Origin of the sequence: Streptomyces sp. NPDC005262, from assembly GCF_042872425.1 — a bacterium.
Taxonomy (GTDB): Bacteria; Actinomycetota; Actinomycetes; order Streptomycetales; family Streptomycetaceae; genus Streptomyces.
In genome coordinates this window covers 723,346-749,807 of the sequence record NZ_JBIAKK010000002.1, presented here as the reverse complement: position 1 = coordinate 749,807, position 26,462 = coordinate 723,346, and the positions used below count along the sequence as shown (strand labels likewise).

Annotated in this window: 26 protein-coding genes and 2 pseudogenes; 16 read left to right on the top strand and 12 right to left on the bottom strand. The window is 69.0% G+C overall.

The annotated features are described in order from the left end of the window. The 5 genes and pseudogenes from ACFYP5_RS08615 to ACFYP5_RS08595 form a co-directional block, all read left to right on the top strand. Positions 1-459 (top strand): annotated as a pseudogene (locus tag ACFYP5_RS08615) (alpha-L-arabinofuranosidase); the annotation flags it as partial. Next, entirely contained in the window at positions 441-698 is a 258-nt protein-coding gene (locus tag ACFYP5_RS08610) for a hypothetical protein (protein ID WP_389032290.1), read from the top strand. The pseudogene ACFYP5_RS08615 and the gene ACFYP5_RS08610, both read left to right, overlap by 19 nt. Before the next feature lie 4 nt (positions 699-702). Beyond that, the gene (locus tag ACFYP5_RS08605) at positions 703-1,491 is read left to right on the top strand and encodes an EI24 domain-containing protein (protein WP_389032287.1); all 789 of its coding nucleotides are present in this window, start codon (positions 703-705) and stop codon (positions 1,489-1,491) included. 21 nt (positions 1,492-1,512) lie between these two features. Next, positions 1,513-2,121: a LysE family translocator gene (locus ACFYP5_RS08600; RefSeq protein ID WP_267005318.1), complete on the top strand. Its 609-nt coding sequence runs from the start codon at positions 1,513-1,515 to the stop codon at positions 2,119-2,121. Positions 2,122-2,222: 101 nt separating this feature from the next. Next, positions 2,223-2,592, top strand: a pseudogene (locus ACFYP5_RS08595) (fibronectin type III-like domain-contianing protein); the annotation flags it as partial. A gap of 80 nt (positions 2,593-2,672) precedes the next feature. Here ACFYP5_RS08595 and ACFYP5_RS08590 read toward each other — a convergent pair. Together ACFYP5_RS08590 and ACFYP5_RS08585 are read right to left on the bottom strand one after the other, a co-directional pair. After that, the gene (locus ACFYP5_RS08590; protein ID WP_389032284.1) at positions 2,673-3,671 is read right to left on the bottom strand and encodes an aldose epimerase family protein; all 999 of its coding nucleotides are present in this window, start codon (positions 3,669-3,671) and stop codon (positions 2,673-2,675) included. Between the two features lie 24 nt (positions 3,672-3,695). Further along, positions 3,696-4,613, bottom strand: a complete 918-nt coding sequence (locus tag ACFYP5_RS08585) for an SGNH/GDSL hydrolase family protein (protein ID WP_389032281.1) — start codon at positions 4,611-4,613, stop codon at positions 3,696-3,698. Between the two features lie 351 nt (positions 4,614-4,964). Here ACFYP5_RS08585 and ACFYP5_RS08580 point away from each other — a divergent pair, with 351 nt between their 5' ends. After that, positions 4,965-5,459: a DUF3145 domain-containing protein gene (locus ACFYP5_RS08580; protein ID WP_389032279.1), complete on the top strand. Its 495-nt coding sequence runs from the start codon at positions 4,965-4,967 to the stop codon at positions 5,457-5,459. A 164-nt stretch (positions 5,460-5,623) separates the two neighbouring features. Here the strand turns inward: ACFYP5_RS08580 and fabF are convergent, their stop codons facing one another. From fabF to ACFYP5_RS08555, 5 genes are all read right to left on the bottom strand, one after another. After that, positions 5,624-6,886 (bottom strand): beta-ketoacyl-ACP synthase II, encoded by a 1,263-nt coding sequence (fabF, locus tag ACFYP5_RS08575; protein ID WP_030925891.1) that lies wholly within the window; start codon positions 6,884-6,886, stop codon positions 5,624-5,626. A gap of 77 nt (positions 6,887-6,963) precedes the next feature. After that, entirely contained in the window at positions 6,964-7,212 is a 249-nt protein-coding gene (locus ACFYP5_RS08570; protein WP_030925892.1) for an acyl carrier protein, read from the bottom strand. Positions 7,213-7,275: 63 nt separating this feature from the next. Continuing rightward, a complete protein-coding gene (locus tag ACFYP5_RS08565; RefSeq protein ID WP_389032276.1) occupies positions 7,276-8,277 on the bottom strand; it encodes a ketoacyl-ACP synthase III in 1,002 nt (333 codons plus the stop codon). Between the two features lie 13 nt (positions 8,278-8,290). Then, positions 8,291-9,205: an ACP S-malonyltransferase gene (locus tag ACFYP5_RS08560; RefSeq protein ID WP_389032274.1), complete on the bottom strand. Its 915-nt coding sequence runs from the start codon at positions 9,203-9,205 to the stop codon at positions 8,291-8,293. An 89-nt stretch (positions 9,206-9,294) separates the two neighbouring features. After that, positions 9,295-10,494, bottom strand: a complete 1,200-nt coding sequence (locus ACFYP5_RS08555) for a CdaR family transcriptional regulator (protein ID WP_030970314.1) — start codon at positions 10,492-10,494, stop codon at positions 9,295-9,297. Between the two features lie 171 nt (positions 10,495-10,665). Between ACFYP5_RS08555 and ACFYP5_RS08550 the strand changes: the two genes are divergently transcribed. After that, positions 10,666-11,322 (top strand): pirin family protein, encoded by a 657-nt coding sequence (locus ACFYP5_RS08550; RefSeq protein ID WP_389032271.1) that lies wholly within the window; start codon positions 10,666-10,668, stop codon positions 11,320-11,322. A 31-nt stretch (positions 11,323-11,353) separates the two neighbouring features. On the opposite strand, the gene ACFYP5_RS08545 is transcribed toward ACFYP5_RS08550, so the two are convergent. Further along, positions 11,354-12,178 carry a serine hydrolase domain-containing protein gene (locus ACFYP5_RS08545; protein WP_389032268.1) on the bottom strand — a complete coding sequence of 275 codons (825 nt, stop codon included), beginning with the start codon at positions 12,176-12,178 and terminating at the stop codon, positions 11,354-11,356. 112 nt (positions 12,179-12,290) lie between these two features. Here ACFYP5_RS08545 and ACFYP5_RS08540 point away from each other — a divergent pair, with 112 nt between their 5' ends. Continuing rightward, a complete protein-coding gene (locus tag ACFYP5_RS08540) occupies positions 12,291-12,746 on the top strand; it encodes a MerR family transcriptional regulator (RefSeq protein ID WP_030925902.1) in 456 nt (151 codons plus the stop codon). Between the two features lie 5 nt (positions 12,747-12,751). Continuing rightward, the gene (locus tag ACFYP5_RS08535) at positions 12,752-13,765 is read left to right on the top strand and encodes an aldo/keto reductase (RefSeq protein WP_389032266.1); all 1,014 of its coding nucleotides are present in this window, start codon (positions 12,752-12,754) and stop codon (positions 13,763-13,765) included. An 82-nt stretch (positions 13,766-13,847) separates the two neighbouring features. Here ACFYP5_RS08535 and ACFYP5_RS08530 read toward each other — a convergent pair whose 3' ends face one another. The 3 genes from ACFYP5_RS08530 to ACFYP5_RS08520 all read right to left on the bottom strand — a co-directional run bounded on the left by ACFYP5_RS08530 (position 13,848) and on the right by ACFYP5_RS08520 (position 17,024). Then, positions 13,848-14,807: a DUF4429 domain-containing protein gene (locus ACFYP5_RS08530; protein ID WP_389032263.1), complete on the bottom strand. Its 960-nt coding sequence runs from the start codon at positions 14,805-14,807 to the stop codon at positions 13,848-13,850. A gap of 76 nt (positions 14,808-14,883) precedes the next feature. Next, the gene (locus ACFYP5_RS08525; RefSeq protein WP_389032261.1) at positions 14,884-16,104 is read right to left on the bottom strand and encodes an alpha/beta hydrolase; all 1,221 of its coding nucleotides are present in this window, start codon (positions 16,102-16,104) and stop codon (positions 14,884-14,886) included. A gap of 224 nt (positions 16,105-16,328) precedes the next feature. Further along, a complete protein-coding gene (locus ACFYP5_RS08520) occupies positions 16,329-17,024 on the bottom strand; it encodes a TetR family transcriptional regulator (protein ID WP_389032259.1) in 696 nt (231 codons plus the stop codon). A 117-nt stretch (positions 17,025-17,141) separates the two neighbouring features. Here ACFYP5_RS08520 and ACFYP5_RS08515 point away from each other — a divergent pair, with 117 nt between their 5' ends. After that, positions 17,142-18,752 (top strand): MFS transporter, encoded by a 1,611-nt coding sequence (locus tag ACFYP5_RS08515; RefSeq protein WP_389032257.1) that lies wholly within the window; start codon positions 17,142-17,144, stop codon positions 18,750-18,752. A gap of 196 nt (positions 18,753-18,948) precedes the next feature. Beyond that, positions 18,949-19,335 carry a peptidase inhibitor family I36 protein gene (locus tag ACFYP5_RS08510; RefSeq protein ID WP_389032255.1) on the top strand — a complete coding sequence of 129 codons (387 nt, stop codon included), beginning with the start codon at positions 18,949-18,951 and terminating at the stop codon, positions 19,333-19,335. 95 nt (positions 19,336-19,430) lie between these two features. Here the strand turns inward: ACFYP5_RS08510 and aceE are convergent, their stop codons facing one another. Continuing rightward, positions 19,431-22,163, bottom strand: a complete 2,733-nt coding sequence (aceE, locus tag ACFYP5_RS08505) for a pyruvate dehydrogenase (acetyl-transferring), homodimeric type (RefSeq protein ID WP_389032253.1) — start codon at positions 22,161-22,163, stop codon at positions 19,431-19,433. A gap of 499 nt (positions 22,164-22,662) precedes the next feature. Between aceE and ACFYP5_RS08500 the strand changes: the two genes are divergently transcribed. From ACFYP5_RS08500 to ACFYP5_RS08480, 5 genes are all read left to right on the top strand, one after another. Continuing rightward, complete coding sequence (locus tag ACFYP5_RS08500; RefSeq protein ID WP_030925917.1) at positions 22,663-23,100, top strand: DUF3052 domain-containing protein; 438 nt, start codon at positions 22,663-22,665, stop codon at positions 23,098-23,100. Positions 23,101-23,289: 189 nt separating this feature from the next. Continuing rightward, positions 23,290-23,748, top strand: coding sequence for a peroxiredoxin (locus ACFYP5_RS08495; protein WP_277326039.1), 459 nt, complete (start codon positions 23,290-23,292; stop codon positions 23,746-23,748). Between the two features lie 170 nt (positions 23,749-23,918). After that, positions 23,919-24,494 (top strand): TerD family protein, encoded by a 576-nt coding sequence (locus ACFYP5_RS08490; RefSeq protein WP_277326038.1) that lies wholly within the window; start codon positions 23,919-23,921, stop codon positions 24,492-24,494. A gap of 173 nt (positions 24,495-24,667) precedes the next feature. Next, positions 24,668-25,243 (top strand): TerD family protein, encoded by a 576-nt coding sequence (locus tag ACFYP5_RS08485; RefSeq protein WP_030925921.1) that lies wholly within the window; start codon positions 24,668-24,670, stop codon positions 25,241-25,243. A gap of 70 nt (positions 25,244-25,313) precedes the next feature. Next, positions 25,314-26,456 carry a DUF475 domain-containing protein gene (locus tag ACFYP5_RS08480; RefSeq protein WP_389032249.1) on the top strand — a complete coding sequence of 381 codons (1,143 nt, stop codon included), beginning with the start codon at positions 25,314-25,316 and terminating at the stop codon, positions 26,454-26,456. The last annotated feature ends 6 nt before the right edge of the window (positions 26,457-26,462 follow it).

Genomic DNA, 26,462 nt, shown 5'->3' with positions numbered 1-26,462 from the left:
TACCGCTGGGAGGACGGCGTCGGCCCCGTCGACGAGCGGCCGCGCCGCCTCGACCTGGCCTGGCGCGCCACCTAGACGAACCGTTTCGGGCTCTCCGAGTACATCGCGTTCCTGAAGAAGATCGGTCCGCGGGCCGAGCCCATGATGGCCGTCAACCTCGGCACCCGCGGCGTCCGGGAAGCCATCGAACTCCAGGAGTACGCCAACCACCCGGCCGGCACCGAACTCTCCGACCGCCGCATCGCACACGGCGACAAGGACCCCTTCGGCATCGGACTGTGGTGCCTGGGCAATGAGATGGACGGCCCCTGGCAGACCGGCCACAAGACCGCCGAGGAGTACGGGCGGCTCGCCGCCGAGACGGCGCGGGCGATGCGGCAGATCGACCCGTCCGTCGAACTCGTCGCCTGCGGCTCCTCGAGAAGATCGTCGAACACCAGGTGCTCGCGGACAGCGACCCGGACGCCCGCAACACCCTCACCGATCCGGACCGCGTCACCCCGCATCCGGCGCAGGACACGACGCTCGACGGTGCGGTGCTGAGGGCGACGCTGGAACCCATGTCCTGGAACATGATCCGCCTGACCTGGCCGAGGACGGACCGGCCGCCCGGAGATCGAGGATCGACCGCTCGGGGAAGTCCGGCCCGCCCCCCAACTCCCCGGTCAACGCACCTCCTACCGCCCCGGTTACGCTGACGCCATGCGCGATCTAGGGGTGGGTTTCAGCTATTTGATCAAGGGGCAGCGCTGGGTCGGCCGGCATGGACGCTGGTTCGGCTTCGGCCTGATCCCCGGCCTCATCACGCTCGTCGTGTACGCGGCAGCGCTCGTCGGCCTCGGCTACGGCGCCGACGACTTCGTGGCCTGGGTGACCCCGTTCGCCGACGACTGGTCCTCGCCCTGGCTCGGTCTGCTCCGGGTCACGCTCACCGTGCTGGTCTTCGCGCTCGGGCTGTTCCTCGCCGTGATCACGTTCACCGCCGTGACGCTGCTGGTCGGCCAGCCCTTCTACGAGTCGCTCTCCGAGCAGGTGGACCGGTCGGAGGGCGGCGACGTCCCTGAGTCCGGGCTGCCGCTCTGGCGCGAACTGTGGATCTCCGCCCGTGACAGCCTCCGCATTCTCGTCCGCGTCTCGCTGTACGCCGTACTGCTCTTCGCCCTCGGGTTCGTCCCGGTCGTCGGCCAGACCGTGGTCCCCGCGATAGGTTTCTGCGTCACCGGCTACTTCCTCGCCGAGGAGCTCACCGCGGTCGCGCTCCAGCGCCGCGGTCTGGTCCTGGCGGACCGGCTCGTCCTGCTCCGCGGCCGCCGCCTGCTGACCCTCGGTTTCGGAGTACCGCTGGGACTCGCCTTCCTGGTCCCGTTCGTCGCGGTGTTCCTGATGCCGGGTGCCGTCGCCGGGGCCACCCTGCTCGCGCGGGACCTGACGGCACCGCCCGCCGACGACGAGGACGCGGCCCCCTCCCCGTACAGCCTCGACAAGAACTGAGGACCGAGGAGACCCGGAGTCATGACCGAGATCATCGCCGTCGCCGTCATCACCGTCCTCGCCGTCATCAGCCCGGGCGCCGACTTCGCGATGGTCGTGCGCAACAGCTACCTCTACGGCCGGACGACCGGACTCCTCGCGGCCACCGGAGTCGCCGCGGGTGTCCTCGTCCATGTCACCTACACGATGCTCGGCGTCGGGCTGCTGATCGCGTCCTCGACCGCCCTGTTCACCGCGATCAAGCTGGCCGGTGCGGCGTATCTCGTCTACATCGGCGTACGGACGTTCTTCGCCCGCAACGATCTCGTCGTCGACCTGGAATCGAAGCCGGCCCTGACCCGGCTCGGGGCTCTGCGCACCGGCTTCCTGACCAACGCGCTGAACCCCAAGACCACACTCTTCGTCGTGTCGACCTTCACCCAGGTCGTCGGAGAGGACACCGGCCTGTGGCAGCAGGCCGGCTACGGGCTCTTCATGTCCGCCGCCCACCTCGGCTGGTTCGCACTGGTCGCGCTGTTCTTCTCGCACGAGCAGCTGCGCACCGCGATGCTGCGGTGGCAGAAGGTCCTCAACCGCGGCATCGGTTCGGTACTCATCGGGCTGGGCGTCACGCTGGGCCTCGCCCGCTGAGGGACGCCCGCCGCAAGCCGGTCAGCCGCTGTGCACGCCGGGTCCGTCCGGGGCGTCCGAGGGCTCCGGCCGCAACAGTCGCAGAAAGTCCGTCGCGGGCGAGTTACCCCTTCGGACACGGACTCGGCTACACCACCTGGGAGTACGAGTCCCTGGCCGCCACCCCCGACTCCGCCACGGTCCGCCTTCGTAACACGGGCACCCGCCACGGCGGCGAGACCATCCAGATCTACCTGGCACCGCAGTCCGGCAGCGCCGAACGGCCGGCCCGGTGGCTGGCCGGGTTCGCCCGCGTCGAGGTGGCGCCGGGCGAGACCGCCGAGGCCGTGATCGAGCTGGAGCGGCGGGCGTACGAACTTATGGGACGAGACGGCCTGCGACTGGACGCTCGTACCCGGCGGCTACGAGGTGCAGGCGGCACACTCGCTCGGCGACGTACGCCTGACGGCGGCCACGGAGATCAAGGAGTAGCGCCCCTCGGACGGAAGAGCCCCGGAGCGGTACCTGACCCCGACCCGAGGGCTCTCTCCCCCTGCCCGTCGTCCGCCGCATCAGCGCACCGAGAACCCGTACACCGTCGTCGACACGTACTCCTCGCCCGGCCGCAGCACCGTGCTCGGGAACTCCGGCCGGTTCGGCGAGTCCGGGAAGTGCTGCGTCTCCAGTGCGATACCGGCGCACGGCCCGTACGGCCGCCCGTCGAAGTGGTCGGCGGTGTACAGCTGCAGCCCCGGCTCTGTCGTCGTGACGGTCAGGACGCGCCCCGACACGGGGTCGCACAGTTCGGCCACCGGACCGTCGGCGGCGGTGTCCAGAACGAAGTTGTGGTCGTACCCGTCACCGACGGCCTTCGTCTCCCGGAAGTCGAACCGGGTTCCGTCCACCGGAAGGAACTCACCCGTCGGCAGCGACTCGGCGTCCGTCGGCGTGATCCGCTCCGCCGCGATCCGCAGCGTGTGCCCGACCGCGCTGCCGCTGTCGGCGCCGGCCATGTTCCAGTACGTGTGATTGGTCAGGTTCAGCACGGTCGGCGCGTCCGTCGTCGCCCGGTACGCGATGCGCAGCGCCCCGTCCTCGTCCAGGGTGTACGCGGCCGAGACCGCCAGCCGCCCCGGGAAGCCCTCCTCGCCGTCCTCCGCGACCAGGGAGAGCTCCACACCGTCGGTGAGCTGCCGCGCCTCCCACACACGCCTGTCGAAGCCACGGGTCCCGCCGTGCACATGGTTGCGCCCCTCGTTCCGGGTCACCCGGTGGGTCCGCCCGTCGAGTACGAAGGAGCCGCGCGCGATCCGGTTCGCGTACCGCCCGACCAGCGCCCCGAAATACGGACCGGAGGGCCTCTCGTACGCCGCGAGATCCGGCAGCCCGAGCGCCACCGGGGCCCGGACGCCGTCCCGCCCGGGCACCTCGACCGACTGCACGACGCCGCCGTACGTCAGGACGCGTACGCGCGTACCGGCCCGTTCCAGCGTCCAGCGGTGGACGGCGGTACCGTCCGCGAGGGTGCCGAAGACTTCCGTACGTATCGCCGTGCTCGAACCCGTGTCCATGATCACGGACCTTAGACCACGTGGCTATGCCGGGGGCTTCCGCGCCGTGACATTGCGGTACGCGATCTCCGCCAGCCGGGCCTGTCCGTTGCGACCCGGATGGAACCAGTCCCATTGGCTGAGCTGCTTGCCGGTGAACCGGTATCCGAAGACCGCACCGCCGTCGTACCGGCAGCGCAGATCCTTCGCGCACACGCCCTGCAGCACCTTGTTGTAGGCCACGACCCGCTTCTGCACCGAGGCGCGGCGTGCCACGGCCGCGGCACCCATGTCGTCCGCCTCGCCCAGCATCGACCTGCAGATCCCCAGCTTCCAGATCTGCTTGCCCAGTGCGTTGCCGCGCCCCGTCGACCAGAGGCGCTTGAGATCCGGCACGCTCGACACGTAGACCTGCGTCTTCGGCGCCCTGCTGCGCAGCTGACGCATCGACGCCGTGAACGACGCCCGGAAGTCCGCCACCGGCGTCATCATCTCCGCCGAGTCCCGGCAGGCGTCATTGGCGCCGATCATCACCGTCACCAGATCCGGCTTCTGCTGCGCGGCGAGGGCCATCTGCTCCGGCAGCTGGGCGATCCGGGCGCCGGTCTCGGCGTGGTTCCAGCTGTGCGCGGCCGCGCGCGAGGTGCCGAGCAGCCGCACCGCGAGGCTCCGGACCTCGCTGTCCGTGCCGGTTGCCCAGGACACCTCCGGGCAGTCGGTCAGTACCGAACAGGCGTCGAATCCGCGTGTGATGGAGTCCCCGACGGCGGCGACCGACTCGGGGCTGCGGTCCCAGACGGGGGCATGCGCGGCGGAGGAGCGGTGCTTCGCGGCGGCCGCCCCCTTCGTCGTCGCGTCCTGCCCGGCGTCACAGCCCGTCAGCGCGGCCGCGGCGATGACCGGAAGCACCGTCAGCACGGCGGCAGCGGTGCGCGAGCGGTGACGTGCGAAACGATTCTGCATCCCTCGTGCCCTCCCGTTTATGCCCCCGGCAACTCCTTATAGCTCCAGGCAGCAGGCCCGGGCGCCCTGCCGGGTGAATGCTGAGCGAATCATGGGCCCAGGACCGACGGTACGTCACACCTGGGGCGCCGCCGCACGGTAGCTTTTCCACGTCGAACCAGTGCCACGTTCCACCACCCGGCTCCAATCGGGTGGTATCGGAAAATCACATCACGTCACATACTGTCCCTTTTCAGGATATTCACTCCCGATGCTGTTTACTGATGACGGCCTCGGGAGCCGGCCATGAAGAGGCGGTACGGGCGCGAGGCCGCTGGGGAAGGCGAACCTCGTCCCACACTGGAGGTCCCGGTGACGACACGTGGAGTTCTGTACGTTCACTCCGCACCGCGCGCGCTCTGCCCACATGTCGAATGGGCGGTGGGGGGTGTCCTCGGTGCGCGGGTCCAGCTCGACTGGGTCAGACAGCCGGCTGCGCCCGGCACCTGGCGGTCCGAGTTCTCCTGGAAGGGCGCCGCGGGCACCGCGTCGAAGCTTGCCTCCGCGCTGCGCGGCTGGGATCTGCTGCGCTTCGAAGTGACGGCGGAGCCGTGCGCCACGGCGGAGGGCGAGCGCTACAGCTCCACGCCCGAACTGGGCATCTTCCACGCCGTCACCGGCATGCACGGTGACATCCTGGTGCCGGAGGACCGGCTGCGGGCTGCGCTGGCGCGGTCGGTGCGCGGGGAGACGGACCTGGAGGCGGAGATCGCCAAACTCCTCGGCAAGCCGTGGGACGACGAGTTGGAGTCCTTCCGCCACGCAGGCGAGGGCGCCCCGGTCCGCTGGCTCCACCAGGTGGTGTGAGGGGGCGGGCCGCGGCATCCCTGTCGCCCCGGCCGCCCCGTCCCCAAACGGGACCCCGTTCCTCGAACCTCGAACGCCGGCGAGGCCGAGAACCGAGCGGACGAAGCCCGCCTCCCCGCTCGAGCGGGGAGGCGGGCTTCGTCGTACAGCCTGGGCGGCGGGGATCAGACGCTGCGGAACGCCAGCACCACGTTGTGCCCCCCGAACCCGAACGAGTTGTTGATCGCGGCGATCGACCCCTCCGGCAGCGGCCGCGGCTCATCGCGCACGATGTCCGCCTCCACCGCCTCGTCGAGGTTCTCCACGTTGATCGTCGGCGGAGCCATCCGGTGGTGCAGCGCCAGAACCGTCGCGACGGTCTCGATGCCGCCCGCGCCACCGAGCAGGTGACCGGTCATCGACTTCGTCGCGGAGATCGCGACATGGTCGAGGTCGTCGCCCAGAACCTTGCGCAGAGCCTTCAGCTCCGCGACATCGCCCTGCGGCGTCGACGTGGCGTGCGCGTTGAGGTGCACGACCTCCGACGGCTTGAGATCCGTCTGGTCCAGCAGGTTCTGCATGGCGGCGGCGATGCCGCGACCGGTCGGCTCGGGCTGGGCGATGTGGTGGGCGTCCGCGGACAGACCCTGGCCCAGCACCTCGCAGTAGACCTTGGCGCCACGCGCGGCCGCGTGCTCCGCGGACTCCAGGACGACGACACCGGCGCCCTCGCCGAGCACGAAGCCGTCACGGCCCGTGTCGTACGGACGCGACGCCTTCTGGGGCTCGTCGTTGTTCTTGGACATCGCCATCATGTTGGCGAACGCCGCGATCGGCAGCGGGTGGATGGCCGCCTCGGTGCCACCGGCGAGGACCACATCGGCACGGCCGGTGCGGATCATCTCGACGGCGTACCCGATGGCCTCGGCACCCGACGCACAGGCGGAGACCGGGGTGTGGACACCGGCCTGCGCGTTGACCTCCAGGCCGACGTTGGCGGCCGGGCCGTTGGGCATGAGCATGGGCACGGTGTGCGGGGAGACGCGGCGTACGCCCTTCTCCTTCAGCACGTCGTACTGGTCGAGCAGGGTGATCACGCCGCCGATGCCGGAGGCGATGACCGAGCCGAGCCGCTCGGGCTGGATCGCGTCGTCCTCACCGGCCTTGCCGGTGAAGCCGGCGTCCGCCCATGCCTCGCGGGCCGCGATCAGCGCGAACTGCGCCGAGCGGTCCAGCTTGCGGGCGAGCGGGCGGGGCAGTACGTCGCCCGGGTCGACGGCCGCGAGGGCAGCGATCCGGACGGGCAGTTCGGCGAAACGTTCGCCCTCGAGAGGCTTGACGCCGGAACGACCGGCCATCAGACCTTCCCAGGTCGACGCGGAGTCGCCACCCAGCGGAGTGGTTGCGCCGATACCGGTGACGACCACGGTGCGATTGGTCGAGTTCACTGGAAAATCTTCTCCACGTGTAGAGGGTCGTGAATCAGCGGCGCCACCGCCGGGTGGCGACACACGAGCCGGCTGGATCAGGCCTGGTGCTTCAGGATGTAGTCGGCAGCGTCGCCGACCGTCTTGAGGTTCTTGACGTCCTCGTCGGGGATCTTCACGTCGAAGCGCTCTTCGGCGGCGACGACGACCTCGACCATGGACAGCGAGTCGACGTCCAGGTCGTCGGTGAAGGACTTGTCCAGCTGGACGTCCTCGACCGGGATACCGGCGATCTCGTTGACGATCTCGGCGAGACCGTTGACGATCTCTTCCTGGGTGGCGGCCATGTTGGCGCTCCTTCGATGTGTTTCAGCAGGGTTCGGACGTCCGGACCGGAAGGTCCGGTGTGCCTAGGGGAGAGTAACGACCGTCGCGGCGTAGACGAGACCCGCCCCGAAGCCGATGACGAGCGCGGTGTCGCCGCTCTTCGCCTGACCGGTCGCCAGAAGCCGCTCCATAGCGAGCGGAATCGAGGCGGCGGAGGTGTTGCCGGTGGTCTCCACGTCGCGGGCGACCGTGACGTGTTCCGGCAGCTTCAGGGTCTTCACCATCGAGTCGATGATCCGCATGTTGGCCTGGTGCGGGATGAAGACGTCCAGGTCTTCCGGAGCGATCCCGGCCGCGTCCAGCGCCTGCTGGGCGACCTTCGCCATCTCGAAGACGGCCCAGCGGAAGACCGCCTGGCCCTCCTGCGTGATGGCCGGGAACTTCTCCGGACGCTCGGCGTGGAACTCGTCCCACGCCACGGTCTGCTTGATCGTCTCGGACTTGTCGCCCTCGGAGCCCCAGACCGTCGGGCCTATGGCGGGCACATTGGAGGGGCCGACGATGACCGCGCCCGCGCCGTCGCCGAACAGGAAGGCCGTTGCCCGGTCCTCCAGGTCGGTCAGGTCGCTGAGCCGCTCCACGCCGATCACCAGCACGTACTCGGCCGAGCCCTCGACGATCATGCCCTTGGCGAGGGTCAGGCCGTAGCCGAAGCCCGCGCAGCCGGCGGAGATGTCGAAGGCGGCGGGCTTGCCCGCGCCGACCTTGTGGGCGATCTCGGTCGCGACGGCCGGGGTCTGCTTGAAGTGCGAGACGGTGGAGACGATGACCGCGCCGATCTGCTCGGGCGTGATCCCGGCGTCGGCGATGGCCTTCCCGGCCGCCTCGACGGACATCGCGGCCACGGTCTCCTCATCGGAGGCCCAGTGGCGGGTGGCGATACCGGACCGGGAGCGGATCCACTCGTCGGACGAGTCGATCTTCTCGAGAATCACCTCGTTGGGCACGACACGGGTCGGGCGGTAGCCGCCGACACCCATGATCCGTGCGTACGCGGCGCCCTGGCTGGGCTTGATCTTCGACATGCTCTCGGGCTCCTTAGGCGTCTGCGTGCTCGGAAATGAGCGCGCGGGCCGCGTCGAGGTCGTCGGGGGTCTTCAGCGCGAGGGTCTGTACCCCGGGCAGTGCGCGCTTGGCGAGACCGGTGAGGGTCCCGCCCGGGCAGGCCTCGATGAGCGCGGTGACGCCCAGTGCCTTGAACGTCTCCATGCACAGGTCCCAGCGGACCGGGTTGGCGACCTGGCCGACCAGCCGGGAGATGACCTCGTCGCCCGTGGCGACCGTCTTTCCATCGGCGTTCGAGACATATGTCACGGTCGGATCGGCGGCCTTCAGTGCTGCGGCGGCATCGCGGAGCCGGTTGACCGCAGGAGCCATGTGGTGCGTGTGGAAGGCGCCGGCGACCTTGAGGGGCACCACGCGGCGCACGCCCTCGGGCATGTCCTTGGTCAGCGCGGCGATCTGCGCGGCGGTGCCGGCGGCGACGATCTGGCCGCCCCCGTTGACGTTCGCCGGGGTCAGCCCGAGCATCTCCAGGTGCGGGATCGTCACGTCGGGGTCGCCGCCGAGCAGCGCCGCCATACCGGTCTCGGTGACCGCTGCGGCGTCGGCCATGGCGAGCCCACGGGTGCGTACGAGACGGAGCGCGGCCTCGTCGTCGAGGACGCCCGCGAGAGCTGCGGCGGTGATCTCACCGACGCTGTGACCTGCGACGACAGCGGGCGACGCGTCAAGTGCGGCGGCAGACAGCAGACCCGCGGCGACCAGCAGCGGCTGCGCCACCGCGGTGTCGCGGATCTCGTCCGCGTCGGCCTTGGTGCCGTAGTGGGCAAGGTCGAGCCCGATGGCGTCGGACCAGGCCGCGATGCGGTCGGTGGCACCGGGGAGGTCGAGCCAGGGAGTCAGGAAGCCGGGCGTCTGAGCGCCTTGGCCGGGAGCGACGAGTACGAGCACCCTCACACTCTCTCTTGTGAACGGTCCGGAACACCCGTGGGGACAGGGACGAAGAACCGTAGGGGGAATTGTTGATGTCCGACAAAAGTCTAGGACTGGGGATCTCTGTCGGCCAGACGCCCCAGAATCAGGGCGATGCGCAGAGTGAACGCGGAGCGGACATCAGAAGGCGACCATCCGGTGACGTCCGTCACACGTCGGAGCCGGTAGCGCACGGTGTTGGGGTGGACGAACAACATCCGGGCGGCACCCTCCAGACTGCTTGCCTGTTCCAGATACACGCTCAGCGTTTCCAGCAGTGCGGAGCCCGCCTCTTCGAGCGGTCTGTAGATCTCCTCCACCAGTTGGTCACGCGCGGCAGGGTCGCCCGCCATGGCGCGCTCCGGCAGCAGATCGTCGGCCAGAACCGGCCGCGGGGCGTCCTGCCAGGCGCTGCACGCCTTGAGCCCGGCGGCGGCTGCCTGCGCGGACCGGGTGGCCGCCAGCAGGTCCGACACCACCGGTCCGGCCACGACGGGACCGGCCGCGTACGGGCCGATCAGGGCCTTCGCGACATGCAGCGGGTTGTCGCTGCCACCCGCGATGACGACCAGCCGGTTGCCGAGCACCCCGGTCAGCACCTGGAGCTTGGCGTGCCGGGCGGCCCGCCGGATCGCCTCGACGGTCAGTTCGCTGTCACCGTCGGGGGCCGTACCGAGGACCACACAGACATGTTCGGGGGAGTTCCAGCCGAGTGCGGCGGCGCGCGACACGGCGCCCTCGTCGGCCTCGCCGGACAGCACCGCGTTCACCACGAGTGATTCGAGCCGGGCGTCCCAGGCGCCGCGCGCTTCGGCGGCCTGCGCGTACACCTGCGCGGTCGCGAAGGCGATCTCCCGCGCGTAGACGAGCAGCGCCTCGCGCAGCACCGACTCGTCGCCGGGCGCGGCGACCTCCTCGATCGCGGCCTCCATCACCTCGATCGTCGTCCGCACCATCTCGACCGTCTGGCGCAACGTGATCGCCCGGGTCAGCTCGCGCGGGGCCGTACCGAACACGTCGGTGGAGATGGCCTGCGGGGTCTCCGGGTGGCGGAACCACTCGGTGAAGGCGGCGATTCCGGCCTGGGCCACCAGGCCGATCCAGGACCGGTTCTCCGGTGGCATCGCCCGGTACCAGGGCAGCGACTCGTCCATGCGGGCGATCGCGTTCGCGGCCAGCCGGCCGGAGGACTGCTCCAGCCGCTTCAGGGTCGCGGCATGCAGGTGGGCGTCATTCGCAGCGGGCTGCTCAGGATCGGGTCGGGGCACGGACACAAGACTGCCTTATCGGACCACGGGCACGGAGGGCCGGGGCGGCCGCGGGTCGTACTGCCGAGTAGCGGACGGCCGGTTTCCGAGGTGGACACGGCTCGTCCCCGACCGGGATCCGGCCGGTCCCGACCGGGACACAGGGGCGCCCGGCCGGGCTACCGTGGACCCGTGATTTCCGTACAGCGCGCGGACGACCGGCATACGGGCGGCGACGAGGCCGCGGGCATTCTGTCCCGGCACGCCTTCTCCTTCGGCTCCTTCTACGACCCGGACAACCTGCGCTTCGGCGCGATCCTGGCCTGCAACGAGGAACGGCTGGCGCCCGGTGCGGGCTTCGACGAACACCCGCACAGCCACACGGAGATCGTCACCTGGGTCGTCGAGGGCGAGCTCACCCACCGCGACTCGGCCGGTCATGCCACGGTGGTACGGGCCGGGGACGTCCAGCACCTCAGCTCGGCGGCCGGCGTACGCCACGTCGAGCGGAACGACGGGGACATACCGCTGACGTTCCTTCAGATGTGGCTGGCGCCGCTCGAACCGGGCGGCGAACCCTCGTACACGACCGTCCCCGGCATCGCGGACTCCACCCCGTACGCCCTCCCGGAAGCCGGAGCGATGCTGCATGTGCGCAGGCTGGCCGCCGGGGAGCGCACCGCGGTGCCGGACGCGGCGCGGGCGTATGTGCACGTGATCGACGGCGAGGTGCGGCTCGACGGCGAGACGCTCGGTCCGGGGGACGCGGCGCGGATCACCGGGGCGGCGGGGCTGGAGCTGGTGGCCGAGGTGCCGGCGCAGGCGCTGGTGTGGGAGCTGTCGGACTGAGCGAGGTCTCGGCCGGAGCCGGCTGAGGGCGCTACCCCGCCGAACGTGCGAGCTCCGCGAGCACCGCGTCCGTGAACGGCGGCCAGACCTCGGCCGCCCACGGGCCGAAGGCCCGGTCGGTCAGGGCGATGCATGCCGCGCCCGCGGCCGGGTCGATCCACAGGAACGTCCCCGACTGCCCGAAGTGCCCGAAGGTCGCGGGTGATGAGGAACTGCCCGTCCAGTGCGGCGACTTGTGGTCCCGGATCTCGAAGCCGAGCCCCCAGTCGTTGGGGTTCTGGTGGCCGTAACCCGGCAGGACGCCCTTCAGGCCGGGGTGTACGACGGTCTGCGCGGCCAGCACCGTACGCGGATCGAGCAGCCCCGGCGCCTGCACCTCCGCCGCGAACCGCACCAGGTCGTCGACGGTCGAGACGCCGTCCCGGGCGGGCGAGCCGTCCATCGTCGTCGAAGCCATGCCCAGCGGCTCGAGGACCGCCTGGCGCACATACTCGGGGAACGGGATGTCGGTGGCCTTGGCGATGTGGTCGCCGAGCACCTCGAAGCCCGCGTTGGAGTAGAGCCGCCGGGTGCCGGGAGCGGCCGTCACCCGGTGTTCGTCGAAGGCGAGACCGCTGGTGTGCGCGAGCAGATGCCGGACTGTGGAACCCTCGGGTCCGGCCGGTTCGTCGAGCTCCACCGCGCCTTCCTCGTACGCCACGAGCGCGGCATAGGCGGCGATCGGCTTGGTGACGGAGGCGAGCGGAAAGCGGTGCGCGGTCGGTCCGTGACCGCCGACGACAGTGCCGTCCGCTCGTACGACGGCGGCCGCCGCGGTGGGGACGGGCCAGTTCTCGATCATCGCCAGGCTCTGCATGACTACGAGACTAAGACCTGCCGCCGAACACCCGTCATCCGGCCGGTGGCCGGAAAACCTGTCGCCGATGGCGCTTGCTTCGAGTGCACTCCAAGGTTCTAGCGTGGAGGTCATGACGGTGATGGAGAGCACTACCGCGACGACCGACGCCTGCGCATCGGCTCCACGGGCGCATCCACGTCCCGAGGGCCAGGACCGCTACACCATCAGCGAGGTCGCAGCCTTCACCGGGCTCACCGCACACACCCTGCGCTGGTACGAGCGGATCGGCCTGATGCCGCACGTCGACCGGTCGCACACCGGCCAGCGCCGGTTCACCAATCGCGATCTGGACTGGCTGGCCTTCGTGGGCAAGCTGCGGCTGACCGGCATGCCGGTCGCCCACATGGTCAGGTACGCGGAGCTGCTGCGCGAGGGCGAGCACACCTTCGAGGAGCGGCAGGAGCTGCTGGAGGCGACCCGCCGCGATGTGAAGACGCGGATCGCGGAGCTCCAGGACACCCTCGCCGTCCTCGATTACAAGATCGACTTTTATGCGGGCGCCCGGCGGGCGTCGGAAAGGCCTTGATCCTGATGACCGAAAACAAGATCGCAACTGTGGAGCTCGGCGACGGCGGCCCGCAGGTGGGCGTGCAGGGACTCGGCTGCATGGGCATGAGCGAGTTCTACGGGGACACCGACGAAGCCGCCGCCCGGGACACCCTGGAGGCCGCGCTGGAGGCGGGCGTCACGCTCTTCGACACCGCCGACGTATACGGTCGCGGCGCCAACGAGAAGTTCCTCGCCCCGTTCGTCGGAGTGCACCGGGACGAGATCACCCTCGCCACGAAGTTCGCCATCGAACGGACCGACGACCCGCACTACCGGGGCGTACGCAACGACCCCGCGTACATCCGCCAGGCCGTCGAGGACAGCCTGCGCCGACTGAACACCGACGTCATCGACCTGTACTACATGCACCGCCGCGACCCCTCCGTGCCGCTGGCCGAGTCCGTCGGCGCGATGGCCGAGCTCGTCCAGCAGGGCAAGGTCAAGCAGCTCGGGCTGAGCGAGGTGACCGGTGCTGAGCTGCGCGAGGCGTACGCGGTGCACCCGATCGCTGCCCTGCAGTCGGAGTGGTCGCTCTTCAGCCGGGACGTCGAGCGCAGCGCCGTGCCCGCGGCGGTCGAACTCGGGGTCACCTTCGTGCCCTACTCGCCGCTCGGCCGCGGCTTCCTGACCGGGGCGTTCGCCGACGCCGCCAAGGACCTGTCCAAGGCCGACTTCCGCCAGTACCAGCCCCGCTTCACCGGCGACAACGCGAAGACGAACGCCGCCCTCCTGGAACCCGTCCACAAGATCGCGGCGGCGCACGGGGCGACGGCCGCGCAGGTGGCGCTCGCCTGGGTGCAGCAGCGTGCCGAGGTGCACGGTCTGACCGTGGTCCCGATCCCCGGCACCCGTAAGCGCAGCCGGCTGCTGGAGAACGTCGGGGCGACCCGGCTCACCCTCACGCCGGAGGAGCTGGCCGTGCTGGAGCCGATCGCGGGCCAGGTGGCGGGCGACCGCTACCCGGACATGAGCTCGACGTCGGCGGCGCGCGAGTAGCCGCTCCCGGAGGTGTCCGGGGAGCCCCCGGACCGTGCTCAACGCAGGGGCCGGACGGGCTGGTCTCCTCCCGTCCGTCCGGCTAGAGCTCCGCGAGCAGCTGGGCCTTCTTGGCGCTGAACTCGTCGTCCGTCACCAGACCCGCCTGGTGCAGCTCCCCGAGGTGCCGGATCCGCTCGGCGATGTCCGCCGGATCGCGCCTCATCGCACTCGCCGGCACGGCGACGGGCATGGGCTGTCTCCTGCGCACGGACTCCAGTACTGCGGCGGCGAACGGCAGCGACTCGTGCACCGGGCCGTAGCCGAGCCCGAAGATCACCGCGGCCGGGTCCTGATCGGCCTGGGTGGGTCTTGGGGCCGAGGCCTGCGGACCGGGCGGCGCGCTGACCGTACGGAGCGCCGCGGCACCCTTGCCCGTAACCGGAGGCATGGCAGTGCCCGCCCCGATGTCCGTGCCGAGGGCGCCGCGTGGCACCAGTCGCAGATAGCCGTCGAAGGCCTCCGGCGAGCGCCACTCGACCCCGCTCAGCTCGCTGACCGGGAACGTCTGGTCCCCTGCTTTCCACTTCGCCGTGGAGGCACCCGTCCAGAACCACCGGAAGGAGATCCGGTCCCCGTCGAAGCTGGCCCTGCCGTCGTACGCCTTGAAGTGCATCGGCGCCTCGGGGGCCGCGACCAGGAATCTTTCGGCGGGCTCCGCCGCGTCCGGGCCGAGCAGCACGCGCAGCTCGTCCGCGTAGTACTCGGCCAGCGTCTCGCGTTCGGCGGGCAGCACCAGCCGGTACGGATCGCTGCCGTCCTTCAGCTGCCCGGCCGCGGCTTCCAGCAGTGGATCGGCACCGGGTCTCGGCACCGCATGCAGAACCACCGTGCCTCGCTTGCCCGGGGTCAGTGTCACCGACGACAACGCCGCGTGCGGAATGCGGCGTTCACGCAGGCTCTGGAAGAGCCTCGGCGTGCGGATCCCCCGTTCGAAGCGGATGAGCACGGAGTCGGTGTCGAACTCCCAGGTGGCATGAATTCCGGCCAGCACATCACCCATGTGCCTCATCGTATGCGGCATTCGTCCGCACGTCCCCCCTCCGAGCGGACCGCAATTCACCGGCAGTTGCGGTGATCTACGCGCGTCGGACGGCCTCGGTACCGGAAATTCCGTCGCGACAGGCGCTGCCGGCGCTCGCACAGGTCACCGAATCGTAGGCACCGACGCCGATGGCGGCGAAGTTGCTGAGGCTCGCGGTGCCCGGCTCGAAATAGCCGCTGTGCCCGATCGCGTCGCCCGCCGAGACGATGCGTGCACCGAAGCCGCGGTCCACCGGATCGGCACCGTGGCCGAGCCCGCCGACCTCCATGTTCGGTACGTCCTGGATCCAGTCGTCGCGGTCCCGCATCGCCCAGACATCGGCCGCGGTGTGCAGCTGCGCGACGTTCTTCGCCCGCATGCCGGGGCTGCCAGCGACCGCGATGTCGGCGACCCTGGACGGCAGTTCGTTAGCGGCGACACCGCACAGCACGGAGCCGTAGCTGTGGCAGAACAGCGAGATCTTCGACGTGCCGGGCAGGGCGTCGACCAGCGCGGTGAGCCGGACGGCCCCGCGCTCGGCGAGGTTCCCCAGGGCAGCGTCCATCCCGATGCCGGCGGGCGCGGTGTAGTCGGCCCAGGCGATGACCGCGGTCCGGGTGCCGGGGCTCGCGGCGCGCTCCGCCGCGTACAGCGACTTCGCCATGCCGACGGGCGCTGCGTTGACCTTGAGTCCGGTCCGCTCCAGCGTCAGCAGGCTGGTGTCGACACCGGGCACCACCAGCGAGACCCGCTCGGCCGTGTCGAGATCGCCGAACACCTCGGCGGCGTGGCCCTTCCCGGACGGGTCGAAGGCCAGGAAGTGCCGGCCGTGGGCAAGCATCGACCGGAAGCGCTCCATCCGGCGGAGCGCGTCGCTGCGGCCGTCGGGGGAGAGCCGGACGTCGTGCATGCGCTGCTGCTCGACCGCCCGCGCCTGCACCAGAGCCCGCCGGTTGGCGTGGTAGCGCAGGGTGACCGGGGCGCCGTTCAGATTGCCGACGACCAAGGGGTACTTGTCGGCGAGAGCGGTGCGCTGCGCGGCGGTGAGCGAGGCGAAGAACTGGGCCAGCCGGTACGGCGACGCATCGGCATCCGGCAGGGGGTGACCTCCTATCCGGCCCCGCGCCCAGGAGCTGAGTGCGATGTCGCGTGGCTCGTCGGAGCGTTGGTGACGTACGGCGGTCCAACCTGTGGTCGCCAGCATCACGAACACGACCGCGACGGCGAGAAGCGCGCGCCATGCGGTCAGCGTGGGGGAGGAGTCGAAGGAAGTCACTGCCGCCCACACTAGGAGACGCGCGACGGCAGCTGTGAAGCGGGTGACGCACATCACCCGTCCATAGGGAATTGAAGGGGTGCTTCCTTACGCTCCGTGCGCGCGCCGCGCACGCTCCGGCGAACTCCCGTGCCCCACGAACGCCACATGTGGCGTTCGTGGCGCGGCTGTTGTGAAGTCCGTCATGTTCCTATTTGAGGTATTCGGCACATCGAGGTACGGATCTACCCGGCGGAGGTGTGAGGTGTCTCGGCAGTCCGTTCGACCGGTGCGTGCCAGTTCCCTACAAGCGCGGCTCCGAGATGGTCCAGATAGATCTCGGTCAGCGTCCGCAGCGAGTCGACGCTGGTGTCCCGCCCTTGTCCCCACAGCTGCCCGGTCACCCGCATCACCCCGGAGAACGCGGCGACGGCGACCCGCGGCCGCGGGTCCGTCGCGATGTCGAGACCCTCGCGCGCGGCGATCACTTCGGCGATCTGGTTCTCCAGGTCGATGCTGCGCCGCAGGTGGGCCGCGAGCAGGGAGGGGGTCGACTCGATCATCCGGTACGTACGCATGTGGAGTTCGACCGTGACGAGTTCCTCGATCGCTTCGCCGATGCTGTTCCAGGCGCACAGCACCGCGCTGCGCATGGCTTCGAACGGGCTTTCCGCGGCGGGCCGTTGGCGCAGCTCCGAGAGGAAACGTGACTCCACCATCTCCTGGACGGCGAAGGTGGTCTCCTCCTTGCTGGCGAAGTAGCGGAAGAAGGTGCGCTGGGAGACGTCGACGGCGTCGACGATCTCGTCGACGGTGGTCTCCTCGTACCCCTGGGTGGTGAAGAGTTCGAGGGCGGCGTGCAGCAAGGCGTCCCGGGTGCGTCGCTTCTTGCGCTCGCGCAATCCGGGTGGATGGTCCACGACTCGCTGCCCGTCGGTCACTTAACTGGTCCTCTTTCTGATATTTTGTCCGACTTGGTGAACCTGTGAGCTACGAGACAGTTACCGACTTGTGAAATGGTTTGTCAACTGTCAGTGACTGACACTAATCTCCCGGGCATGACTAGTCAGACCACCGTAGAAAAGGCGTCGCGGGAGCCGCAGGAGACCCTCGCCCCCGCCCCGGCCAAGGGGTTGCGCGGCCACCCCTGGCTGACGCTCTTCTCCGTGGCCATCGGCGTGATGATGGTCGCGCTCGACGGCACGATCGTCGCGATCGCCAACCCCGCCATCCAGCAGGACCTGGGCGCCTCGCTCGCCCAGGTCCAGTGGATCACCAATGGCTACATGCTCGCACTCGCGGTCTCCCTGATCACCGCGGGCAAGCTCGGTGACCGGTTCGGCCACCGCCAGACCTTCCTGATCGGGGTCGTGGGCTTCGCCGCGGCCTCGGGGGCCATCGGCCTCTCCAGCAGCGTGGGCCTGGTGATCACGTTCCGGGTACTGCAGGGCCTCTTCGGTGCCTTGCTGATGCCGGCCGCGCTCGGCCTGCTGCGCGCCACCTTCCCGGCCGAGAAGCTGAACATGGCGATCGGTATCTGGGGCATGGTCATCGGCGCCTCGACCGCAGGCGGCCCGATCCTCGGCGGTGTGCTCGTCGAGCACGTCAGCTGGCAGTCCGTCTTCTTCATCAACGTGCCGGTCGGTGTGATCGCACTCCTGCTCGGCGCGGTGATCCTCAAGGACCACCGGGCCGAGAACGCCCCGCGCTCCTTCGACATCGGCGGCATCGTGCTGCTGTCGCAGGCGATGTTCTGCCTGATCTGGGCGCTCATCAAGGGTGCCGAGTGGGGCTGGGGCGACTTCAAGACGATCGCCTTCCTGGTGGCCGCCGTGGGCCTCTTCGCGGTGTTCGCCTTCTCGCAGAAGAACGTCAGGGAACCGCTGATCCCGCTGGCGATGTTCCGCTCGGTGCCGCTGTCCGCGGGTGTCGTCCTGATGGTGCTGATGGCATTCGCCTTCATGGGCGGACTGTTCTTCGTCACCTTCTACCTGCAGAACGTGCACGGCATGAAGGCCGTCGACGCGGGTCTGCACCTGCTCCCGCTGACCGGCATGATGATCGTCGGCTCCCCGCTCGCGGGCGTGCTGATCACCAAGCTCGGCCCGCGCGTCCCGCTCGTCGGCGGCATGGTGTGCACCGCGGTCGCCATGTTCGGGATGTCGCAGCTGGACACCGGCACCGGCACGGCGACGATGTCCGTCTGGTTCGGTCTGCTCGGTCTCGGCCTCGCCCCGGTGATGGTCGGCGCCACCGAGGTCATCGTGGGCAACGCCCCGATGGAGCTCTCCGGTGTCGCGGGCGGACTGCAGCAGGCCTCCATGCAGGTCGGCGGCAGCCTCGGTACGGCGGTGCTGGGCGCGGTCATGGCCTCCCAGGTCGACTCCCACCTCGCCGGCAACTGGGCGGACGCGCAGCTTCCGCCGCTCTCGCCCCAGCAGCTGGACCAGGCGTCCTCGGCCGTCGAGGTCGGCATTCCGCCGGTGGGACCCGACCTGCCTGCGCCGGTCGTGGAGAAGATCACGAGCGTCGCGCATGACACGTTCGTGTCCGGCATGAGTACCGCGTTCATGGTCGCCGGCATCGTCGCGGTGGTCGCGGCGCTGGTCGCCACGCTCACCAAGCGCGGTGAGAACGCCGAGGCGGGCGCGGGCGCAGGCCACATCTGAGCCTGCCGCCGGCCCTCGTCGGCCCGGGCGTCGATGACGCCCGCGCGTCAACCCCGTGCATACGACAGCCCCGCCGGACCCTTCCGGCGGGGCTGTCGCCTATCCGGGTGGTGTGGCCCGGAGCCCCTTCCGGTGGCGTGGTCCCGCAGGTCAGGGTGCGTGCAACTGATCCACACCACCACGGGGGTTGATTGACATGCGTACGACCGTACTTGCCGCGGTACTGGCAGCCGGCGCACTGATCCCGGCGGCCGCTTCGGCGTCGCAGAGCGCACCGGCCGCGCACACGGCACCGGTCCGCCTCGGGACATGCGGGAGCGGTCAGCTCTGCTTCTGGGCGAAGCCGGACTTCACCGGCGCCCGGCAGATCCATGAACTGTCCGGCACCGACATCGAGAGCTGTGTCCCGCTGCCGCCGGGCGGCAAGGCCCAGGCACTCGCCAACCGCACCGGCCGTCCCGTCACCACCTATCAGTCCGCGGAGTGCGCCGAGACCGGCGAGTTCGAGACGTATCCGGGCGGCGGGACCTGGGTGCCGCAGTCCCCGTACCAGGTCAGGGCATTCAAGATCTGGGAGAACTGACCGCGGAGCCGGACGAGGAACCGGTCGGAGAGCGCCGAAGGGCGGCGGACCAGGAGGTCCGCCGCCCTTCGGTTCGGCTCGTCCGCCGACCGTGCCTAGGCGTCGCCGCCGGCCGCGCCGGGATCGGCCGCTGCCACATCCAGGAGCTCGTACCGGTCGATCGCCGTCTTCAGCACCGAGCGGTCGATCCGGCCCTCCTTCGCGAGCTCGGTGAGCACCGCGAGGACGATCGACTGCGCGTCGATGTGGAAGAACCGGCGGGCCGCGCCACGGGTGTCGGCGAAGCCGAAGCCGTCCGCACCCAGCGACTGGTACGCGCCGGGCACCCAGCGTGCGATCTGGTCCGGCACGGAACGCATCCAGTCCGAGACCGCCACGAACGGGCCCTCGGAGCCGGAGAGCTTCTGCGTGACGTACGGGACGCGCAGCTCCTCCTCCGGGTGCAGCAGGTTGTACCGCTCCACCTCCACGGCCTCGCGGCGCAGCTCGTTCCAGGAGGTCGCCGACCAGACGTCCGCCTTGACGTTCCACTCGTCGGCGAGGATCTGCTGCGCCTCGACCGCCCACGGGACCGCCACACCGGACGCCATGATCTGGGCCGGGATCATGCCCCGCTCGCCGCTCTTGAAGCGGTAGACACCCTTGAGGATGCCCTCGACGTCCACGTTCTCCGGCTCGGCCGGGTGCTGGATCGGCTCGTTGTAGACGGTGAGGTAGTAGAAGACGTCCTCGCTGTTCTCGCCGTACATCCGGCGCAGACCGTCCTTGACGATGTGCGCGATCTCGTACCCGAAGGCCGGGTCGTACGCGACACAGCCAGGGTTCGTCGAGGCGAGCAGCTGCGAGTGGCCGTCCGCGTGCTGCAGACCCTCACCCGTCAGCGTCGTGCGGCCGGCGGTCGCACCCAGTACGAAGCCGCGCGCGAGCTGGTCGGCCATCTGCCAGAACTGGTCACCGGTGCGCTGGAAACCGAACATCGAGTAGAAGACGTACACCGGGATCAGCGGCTCGCCGTGCGTGGCGTACGACGAACCCGCGGCGATCAGCGACGCCGTGCAGCCGGCCTCGGAGATGCCGTCGTGCAGCATCTGACCGGTCGGCGACTCCTTGTACGCGAGCAGCAGATCGCGGTCCACCGCCTCGTACTGCTGGCCAAGCGGGTTGTAGATCTTCGCGCTCGGGAAGAACGCGTCCATGCCGAAGGTGCGGTACTCGTCGGGCGCGATCAGCACGAAACGCTTGCCGATCTCCTTGTCCCGCATGAGGTCCTTCAGGATGCGGACGAACGCCATGGTCGTGGCGATCGACTGCTGTCCCGAACCCTTCTTCGCGGTCGCGTACGTCTTGTCCTCGGGGAGGACCAGCGGCTTCGCGCGCACCACACGGGTCGGGACGTAGCCGCCCAGACCCTTGCGGCGGTCGTGCATGTACTGGATCTCTTCCGAGTCGCGGCCCGGGTGGTAGTACGGCGGGTAGCCCTCGTCCAGCTGCTTGTCCGTGATCGGGATGTGCAGCCGGTCGCGGAACCGCTTGAGGTCCTCGACCGTGAGCTTCTTCATCTGGTGGGTCGCGTTGCGGCCCTCGAAGTTCGGTCCGAGGGTCCAGCCCTTGACCGTCTGCGCGAGGATCACCGTCGGCTGGCCCTTGTGGGCCTTGGCCGCCGCGTACGCCGCGTAGACCTTCTTGTGGTCGTGACCGCCACGGCCCAGGTGCAGGATCTGATGGTCGGACATGTCCTTGACCATCTCGCGCAGCCGCGGGTCGTCCCCGAAGAAGTGCTCACGGATGTACGCGCCCGTCTCGGTGGCGTACGTCTGGAACTGGCCGTCCGGCGTGGTGTTCAGCTTGTTGACCAGGATGCCCGTGCGGTCCTGCGCCAGCAGCGGGTCCCAGGAGCGGTCCCAGACCAGCTTGATGACGTTCCAGCCGGCACCGCGGAACTGCGACTCCAGCTCCTGGATGATCTTTCCGTTGCCGCGCACCGGGCCGTCGAGGCGCTGCAGGTTGCAGTTGACCACGAAGGTCAGGTTGTCCAGGCCCTCACGGGCGGCGATGGAGAGCTGGCCGAGCGACTCGGGCTCGTCCATCTCGCCGTCACCGAGGTAGGCCCAGACGTGCGACTGGGAGGTGTCGGCGATGCCGCGCGCCTCCAGGTACCGGTTCATCCGGGCCTGGTAGATCGCGCCCAGCGGACCGAGGCCCATCGAGACGGTCGGGAACTCCCAGAAGTCCGGCATCAGCCGCGGGTGCGGGTAGCTGGACAGGCCGTTGGGCGCCTTCGACTTCTCCTGGCGGAAGGCGTCGAGCTGCGCCTCGCTCAGCCGGTCGAGGAGGAACGCGCGGGCGTAGATACCGGGGGAGGCGTGCCCCTGGAAGAAGATCTGGTCGCCGCCGAGGCCGTCGTCCTTGCCCCGGAAGAAGTGGTTGAAGCCCACGTCGTACAGCGAGGCGGAGGAGGCGAACGTGGCGATGTGGCCGCCGACGCCGATTCCCGGGCGCTGGGCGCGCGACACCATCACGGCCGCGTTCCAGCGCGTCGCGTTGAGGACCTTGCGCTCGATCTCCTCGTCGCCGGGGAAGAACGGCTCGTCCTTCGTGGCGATCGTGTTCACGTAGTCCGTGCTGCGCATCTCCGGCACGGCGACACGCTTCTCGCGCGCGCGCTCGATGAGCCGGAGCATCAGGTAGCGGGCCCGCTCACGCCCGCGCTCGTCGACGGCGGCGTCGAGGGAGTCGAGCCATTCCTGGGTCTCTTCAGGATCGAAGTCCGGGACCTGGCTCGGAAGGCCGCCAATGATGATCGGGTTGCGATCGGATCCGGAAGCCACGCTGTTCCTTCGCTGTTCGGTGGTGCTCTACGGGGCCTGATTACGGGAGGCACGCCCCCGGGATGTATGCATGTACGTCATCACCATCGTGTACCGCGAGGACGCAAACGTCATCTCTACCCAGGGGTAACCGTCAGGTTGTGAGACATCACGTCCGGTGTGCGAGGACGGTCCGGCGGACGGGTGGGACCAAATCGCAACCATACGCCCAACCCGTCCAAGCGTTCCCAAAGGCTGTTCGACTCCGATTGGCGGACCGAAACGGCATAAGCTGTTCAAGGACGTAATGCTGTTCAAGCACGTAAAGGGTGTGGACGGCAGCGCCGGACCCCGCAAGGGACATGCCGATCGTGCGGCGACGTGGCAGGGAACGTCACCGTTTAGGCGGTCTCGCACGCTGGGTACTTGCGCGATCCGCCGCGCCCGTGTGGACTACGGCCAACGCCCCGCGCACGCGCGTGGCTGAAGCATTTTCCGAAACATGATCAGGAGGCAACCCGTGAGCGCGACCGCGGACCACGCGGAGGAACGGACCAACTCGGCTGCACGGCTGGGGTTCGAGCCCGGACAGGTGGTCCAGGAGATCGGCTACGACGACGACGTCGAGCAGGAGCTCCGTGAGGGCATTGAGGCCACTACCGGCCAGGAACTCGTCGATGAGGACTACGACGACGTCGCTGACGTCGTTCTGCTCTGGTTCCGCGACGAGGACGGCGACCTTACGGACGCGCTGGTGGATGCCATTGGTCTGATCGAGGACGGCGGTGCGGTCTGGCTGATGACGCCGAAGACCGGCCGCGAGGGATACGTCGAACCGAGCGACATCAACGAGGCTGCGCAGACAGCCGGTCTTTCCCAGACCAAGAGCATCAATGCGGGCAAGGACTGGACGGGCAGCCGTCTTGTCACCCCGAAGTCGGCCAAAGCCAAGCGCTGAACCGCACTCACCACGAGACCCCCGCCGGTCGTGCACCGGCGGGGGTCTTCGTATGCCCGGGAGCAGGCCCGCAGGAGTCGGGACACGGGCGGCGTGCGGCCCGCCGAGGGCCCTGCGGGAGGGCTCTGCGTAGGGTGGGAGTCCACCCGGACAGCCCAGCCCGGTGAAGCAGTGAAGGGACGCGTATCCATGGCGATCGAGGTCGGCACCAAGGCCCCGGATTTCGAGCTCAAGGACAACCACGGCCGGACCGTGAAGCTCTCCGACTTCCGCGGCGAGAAGAACGTGGTCCTGTTGTTCTACCCGTTCGCCTTCACCGGCGTGTGCACGGGTGAGCTCTGCGCCCTCCGCGACGAGCTGCCGAAGTTCGAGAACGACGACACGCAGCTCCTCGCCGTCTCCAACGACTCCATCCACACCCTTCGTGTCTTCGCCGAGCAGGAGGGTCTCGAGTACCCGCTGGTCTCGGACTTCTGGCCGCACGGCGAGACCTCGCGGGCGTACGGCGTCTTCGACGAGGAGAAGGGCTGTGCGGTGCGCGGCACCTTCATCATCGACAAGGAGGGCGTGGTGCGCTGGACCGTCGTCAACGGCCTCCCCGACGCACGCGACCTCAACGACTACATCAAGGCCCTCGACGCGATCTGATCCGGATTCGGCGGATCCTCCGGCGAAGATCCGGGCGATCTCCCGGCCTCCCGGCCAAAAGCCTGTTTTGGCCGGGAACCGGTCACTAGGATCCACTCGTTGATCCGATGCCAACGCACGATGGAGGCGCCGGCACCTGTCGGCCTCTAATGAAACCAATGGGAGGACTCGTGGGAGTCAGCCTCAGCAAGGGCGGCAACGTCTCGCTGACCAAGGCCGCGCCCAACCTGACCGCGGTCATCGTCGGTCTCGGCTGGGATGCCCGTACCACCACCGGCGGAGACTTCGACCTCGACGCCAGCGCCCTGCTGACGAACGCGGCGGGCAAGGTCGGCAGCGACGGGAATTTCGTCTTCTTCAACAACCTCAAGAGCCCGGACGGCTCCGTCGAGCACACCGGTGACAACCTCACCGGTGAGGGCGAGGGCGACGACGAGGTCATCAAGGTGAACCTGGCCGGCGTTCCGGCCGATGTCGACAAGATCGTCTTCCCGGTCTCGATCTACGAGGCCGAGTCCCGCCAGCAGAGCTTCGGGCAGGTCCGCAACGCGTACATCCGCGTGGTCAACCAGGCCGACAACAGCGAGCTCGCGCGGTACGACCTGAGCGAGGACGCCTCGACGGAGACCGCCATGGTCTTCGGCGAGCTGTACCGCAACGGTGCGGAGTGGAAGTTCCGTGCCATCGGTCAGGGTTACGCCTCGGGCCTGCGCGGCATCGCGCAGGACTTCGGCGTCAACGTCTGAGCACGGCCCAGAAGGCGTGACCGGGCAGCGCCTGCGAAGGCACTGCCCCGGTCACGTCCAGCACGTCAACGTCCGGCGCCGCACCCAGTGCGGCGCCGGACGCGCACAACAGACGGTCCGTCGACGGACGGTTCATCGATAGACGGTTCATCGACTCGGGGAGGACACACACCATGGGCGTCACGCTCGCCAAGGGAGGCAACGTCTCCCTCTCCAAGGCCGCACCCAACCTCACCCAGGTGCTCGTCGGCCTCGGCTGGGACGCGCGATCCACCACCGGAGCCGACTTCGACCTCGACGCCAGCGCGCTGCTGTGCCAGTCGGGCCGGGTGCTGGGCGACGAGTGGTTCGTGTTCTACAACAACCTCACGAGCCCCGACGGCTCCGTGGAGCACACGGGCGACAATCTCACCGGTGAGGGCGAGGGCGACGACGAGTCGATCATCGTGAACCTCACTCAGGTGCCTGCCCACTGTGACAAGATCGTTTTTCCGGTCTCGATCCATGAGGCCGACAACCGCGGTCAGACTTTCGGTCAGGTCAGCAATGCGTTCATCCGTGTGGTGAACCAGGCGGACGGCCAGGAACTCGCGCGCTACGACCTCAGCGAGGACGCCTCGACGGAGACCGCGATGATCTTCGGTGAGCTTTACCGGTACAGCGGTGAATGGAAGTTCCGTGCAGTGGGACAGGGGTACGCGTCGGGGCTGCGAGGCATCGCTCTAGACTTCGGGGTCAACGTTTCGTAAAGCCGCGCACGGCGCGGGGGAGCCCCGCACACGCCCGGGGGAGACCCGTACTTACACGATGGGGTAGCCAGTGCTTCTGAAAACCTTCGGCTGGTCGTTCGCGATTACCGCGCTCGGCCTGGTCGCAGCGGTGTTCTACGGGGGGTGGGAGGCCCTCGGGGTGGTCGCGATCCTTTCCGTCCTCGAGATCTCGCTGTCCTTCGACAATGCGGTGGTCAACGCCGGAATCCTGAAGAAGATGAATGCCTTCTGGCAGAAGATCTTCCTCACGATCGGTGTCCTCATCGCGGTCTTCGGTATGCGGCTGGTCTTCCCCGTCGTGATCGTGGCCATCACCGCCAAGTTGGGTCCCATCGAGGCGGTCGATCTCTCGTTCAACCAGCCCGACCGTTATCAGGAACTGGTCACGGACGCCCACCCGGCGATCGCCTCCTTCGGTGGCATGTTCCTGTTGATGATCTTCCTCGACTTCATCTTCGAGGAGCGTGACATCCAGTGGCTGCGCTGGATCGAGCGTCCGCTCGCCAAGCTCGGCAAGGTCGACATGCTGTCGGTCTGCATCGCGCTCATCGTGCTGCTGATCTCGGCCATGACCTTCGCGACCCAGGCGCACCAGCACGGCGGTCACGCGGACAAGGCGGAGACCGTTCTGCTCGCGGGTGTCGCGGGTCTGATCACGTACCTCATCGTCGGTGGTCTCTCCAGCTACTTCGAGAACAAGCTCGAGGAAGAGGAGGAGCGCGAGCACGAGGCCGAGGAAGAGGCCAGGAAGACCGGCAAGAAGCTCTCCGCGGTGGTTCTCTCCGGCAAGGCCGCGTTCTTCATGTTCCTCTACCTCGAGGTGCTCGACGCGTCCTTCTCGTTCGACGGCGTCATCGGCGCCTTCGCCATCACCAACAACATCGTGCTGATGGCCCTCGGCCTCGGTATCGGCGCCATGTACGTCCGGTCGCTCACGGTCTACCTGGTCCGTCAGGGCACCCTCGACGACTACGTCTACCTGGAGCACGGCGCGCACTACGCGATCGGCGCACTGTCCGTCATCCTGCTCGTCACCATCCAGTACCAGATCAACGAGATCATCACCGGTCTCGTCGGCGTGGTGCTGATCGCCTGGTCCTTCTGGTCCTCGGTCCGGCGCAACAAGGCGCTGGAGGCCGGAGGCGGCGACGACAACTCGGGCTCCAAGGCGGAAGTCCCGTCCGGGGTGTGACCCGGT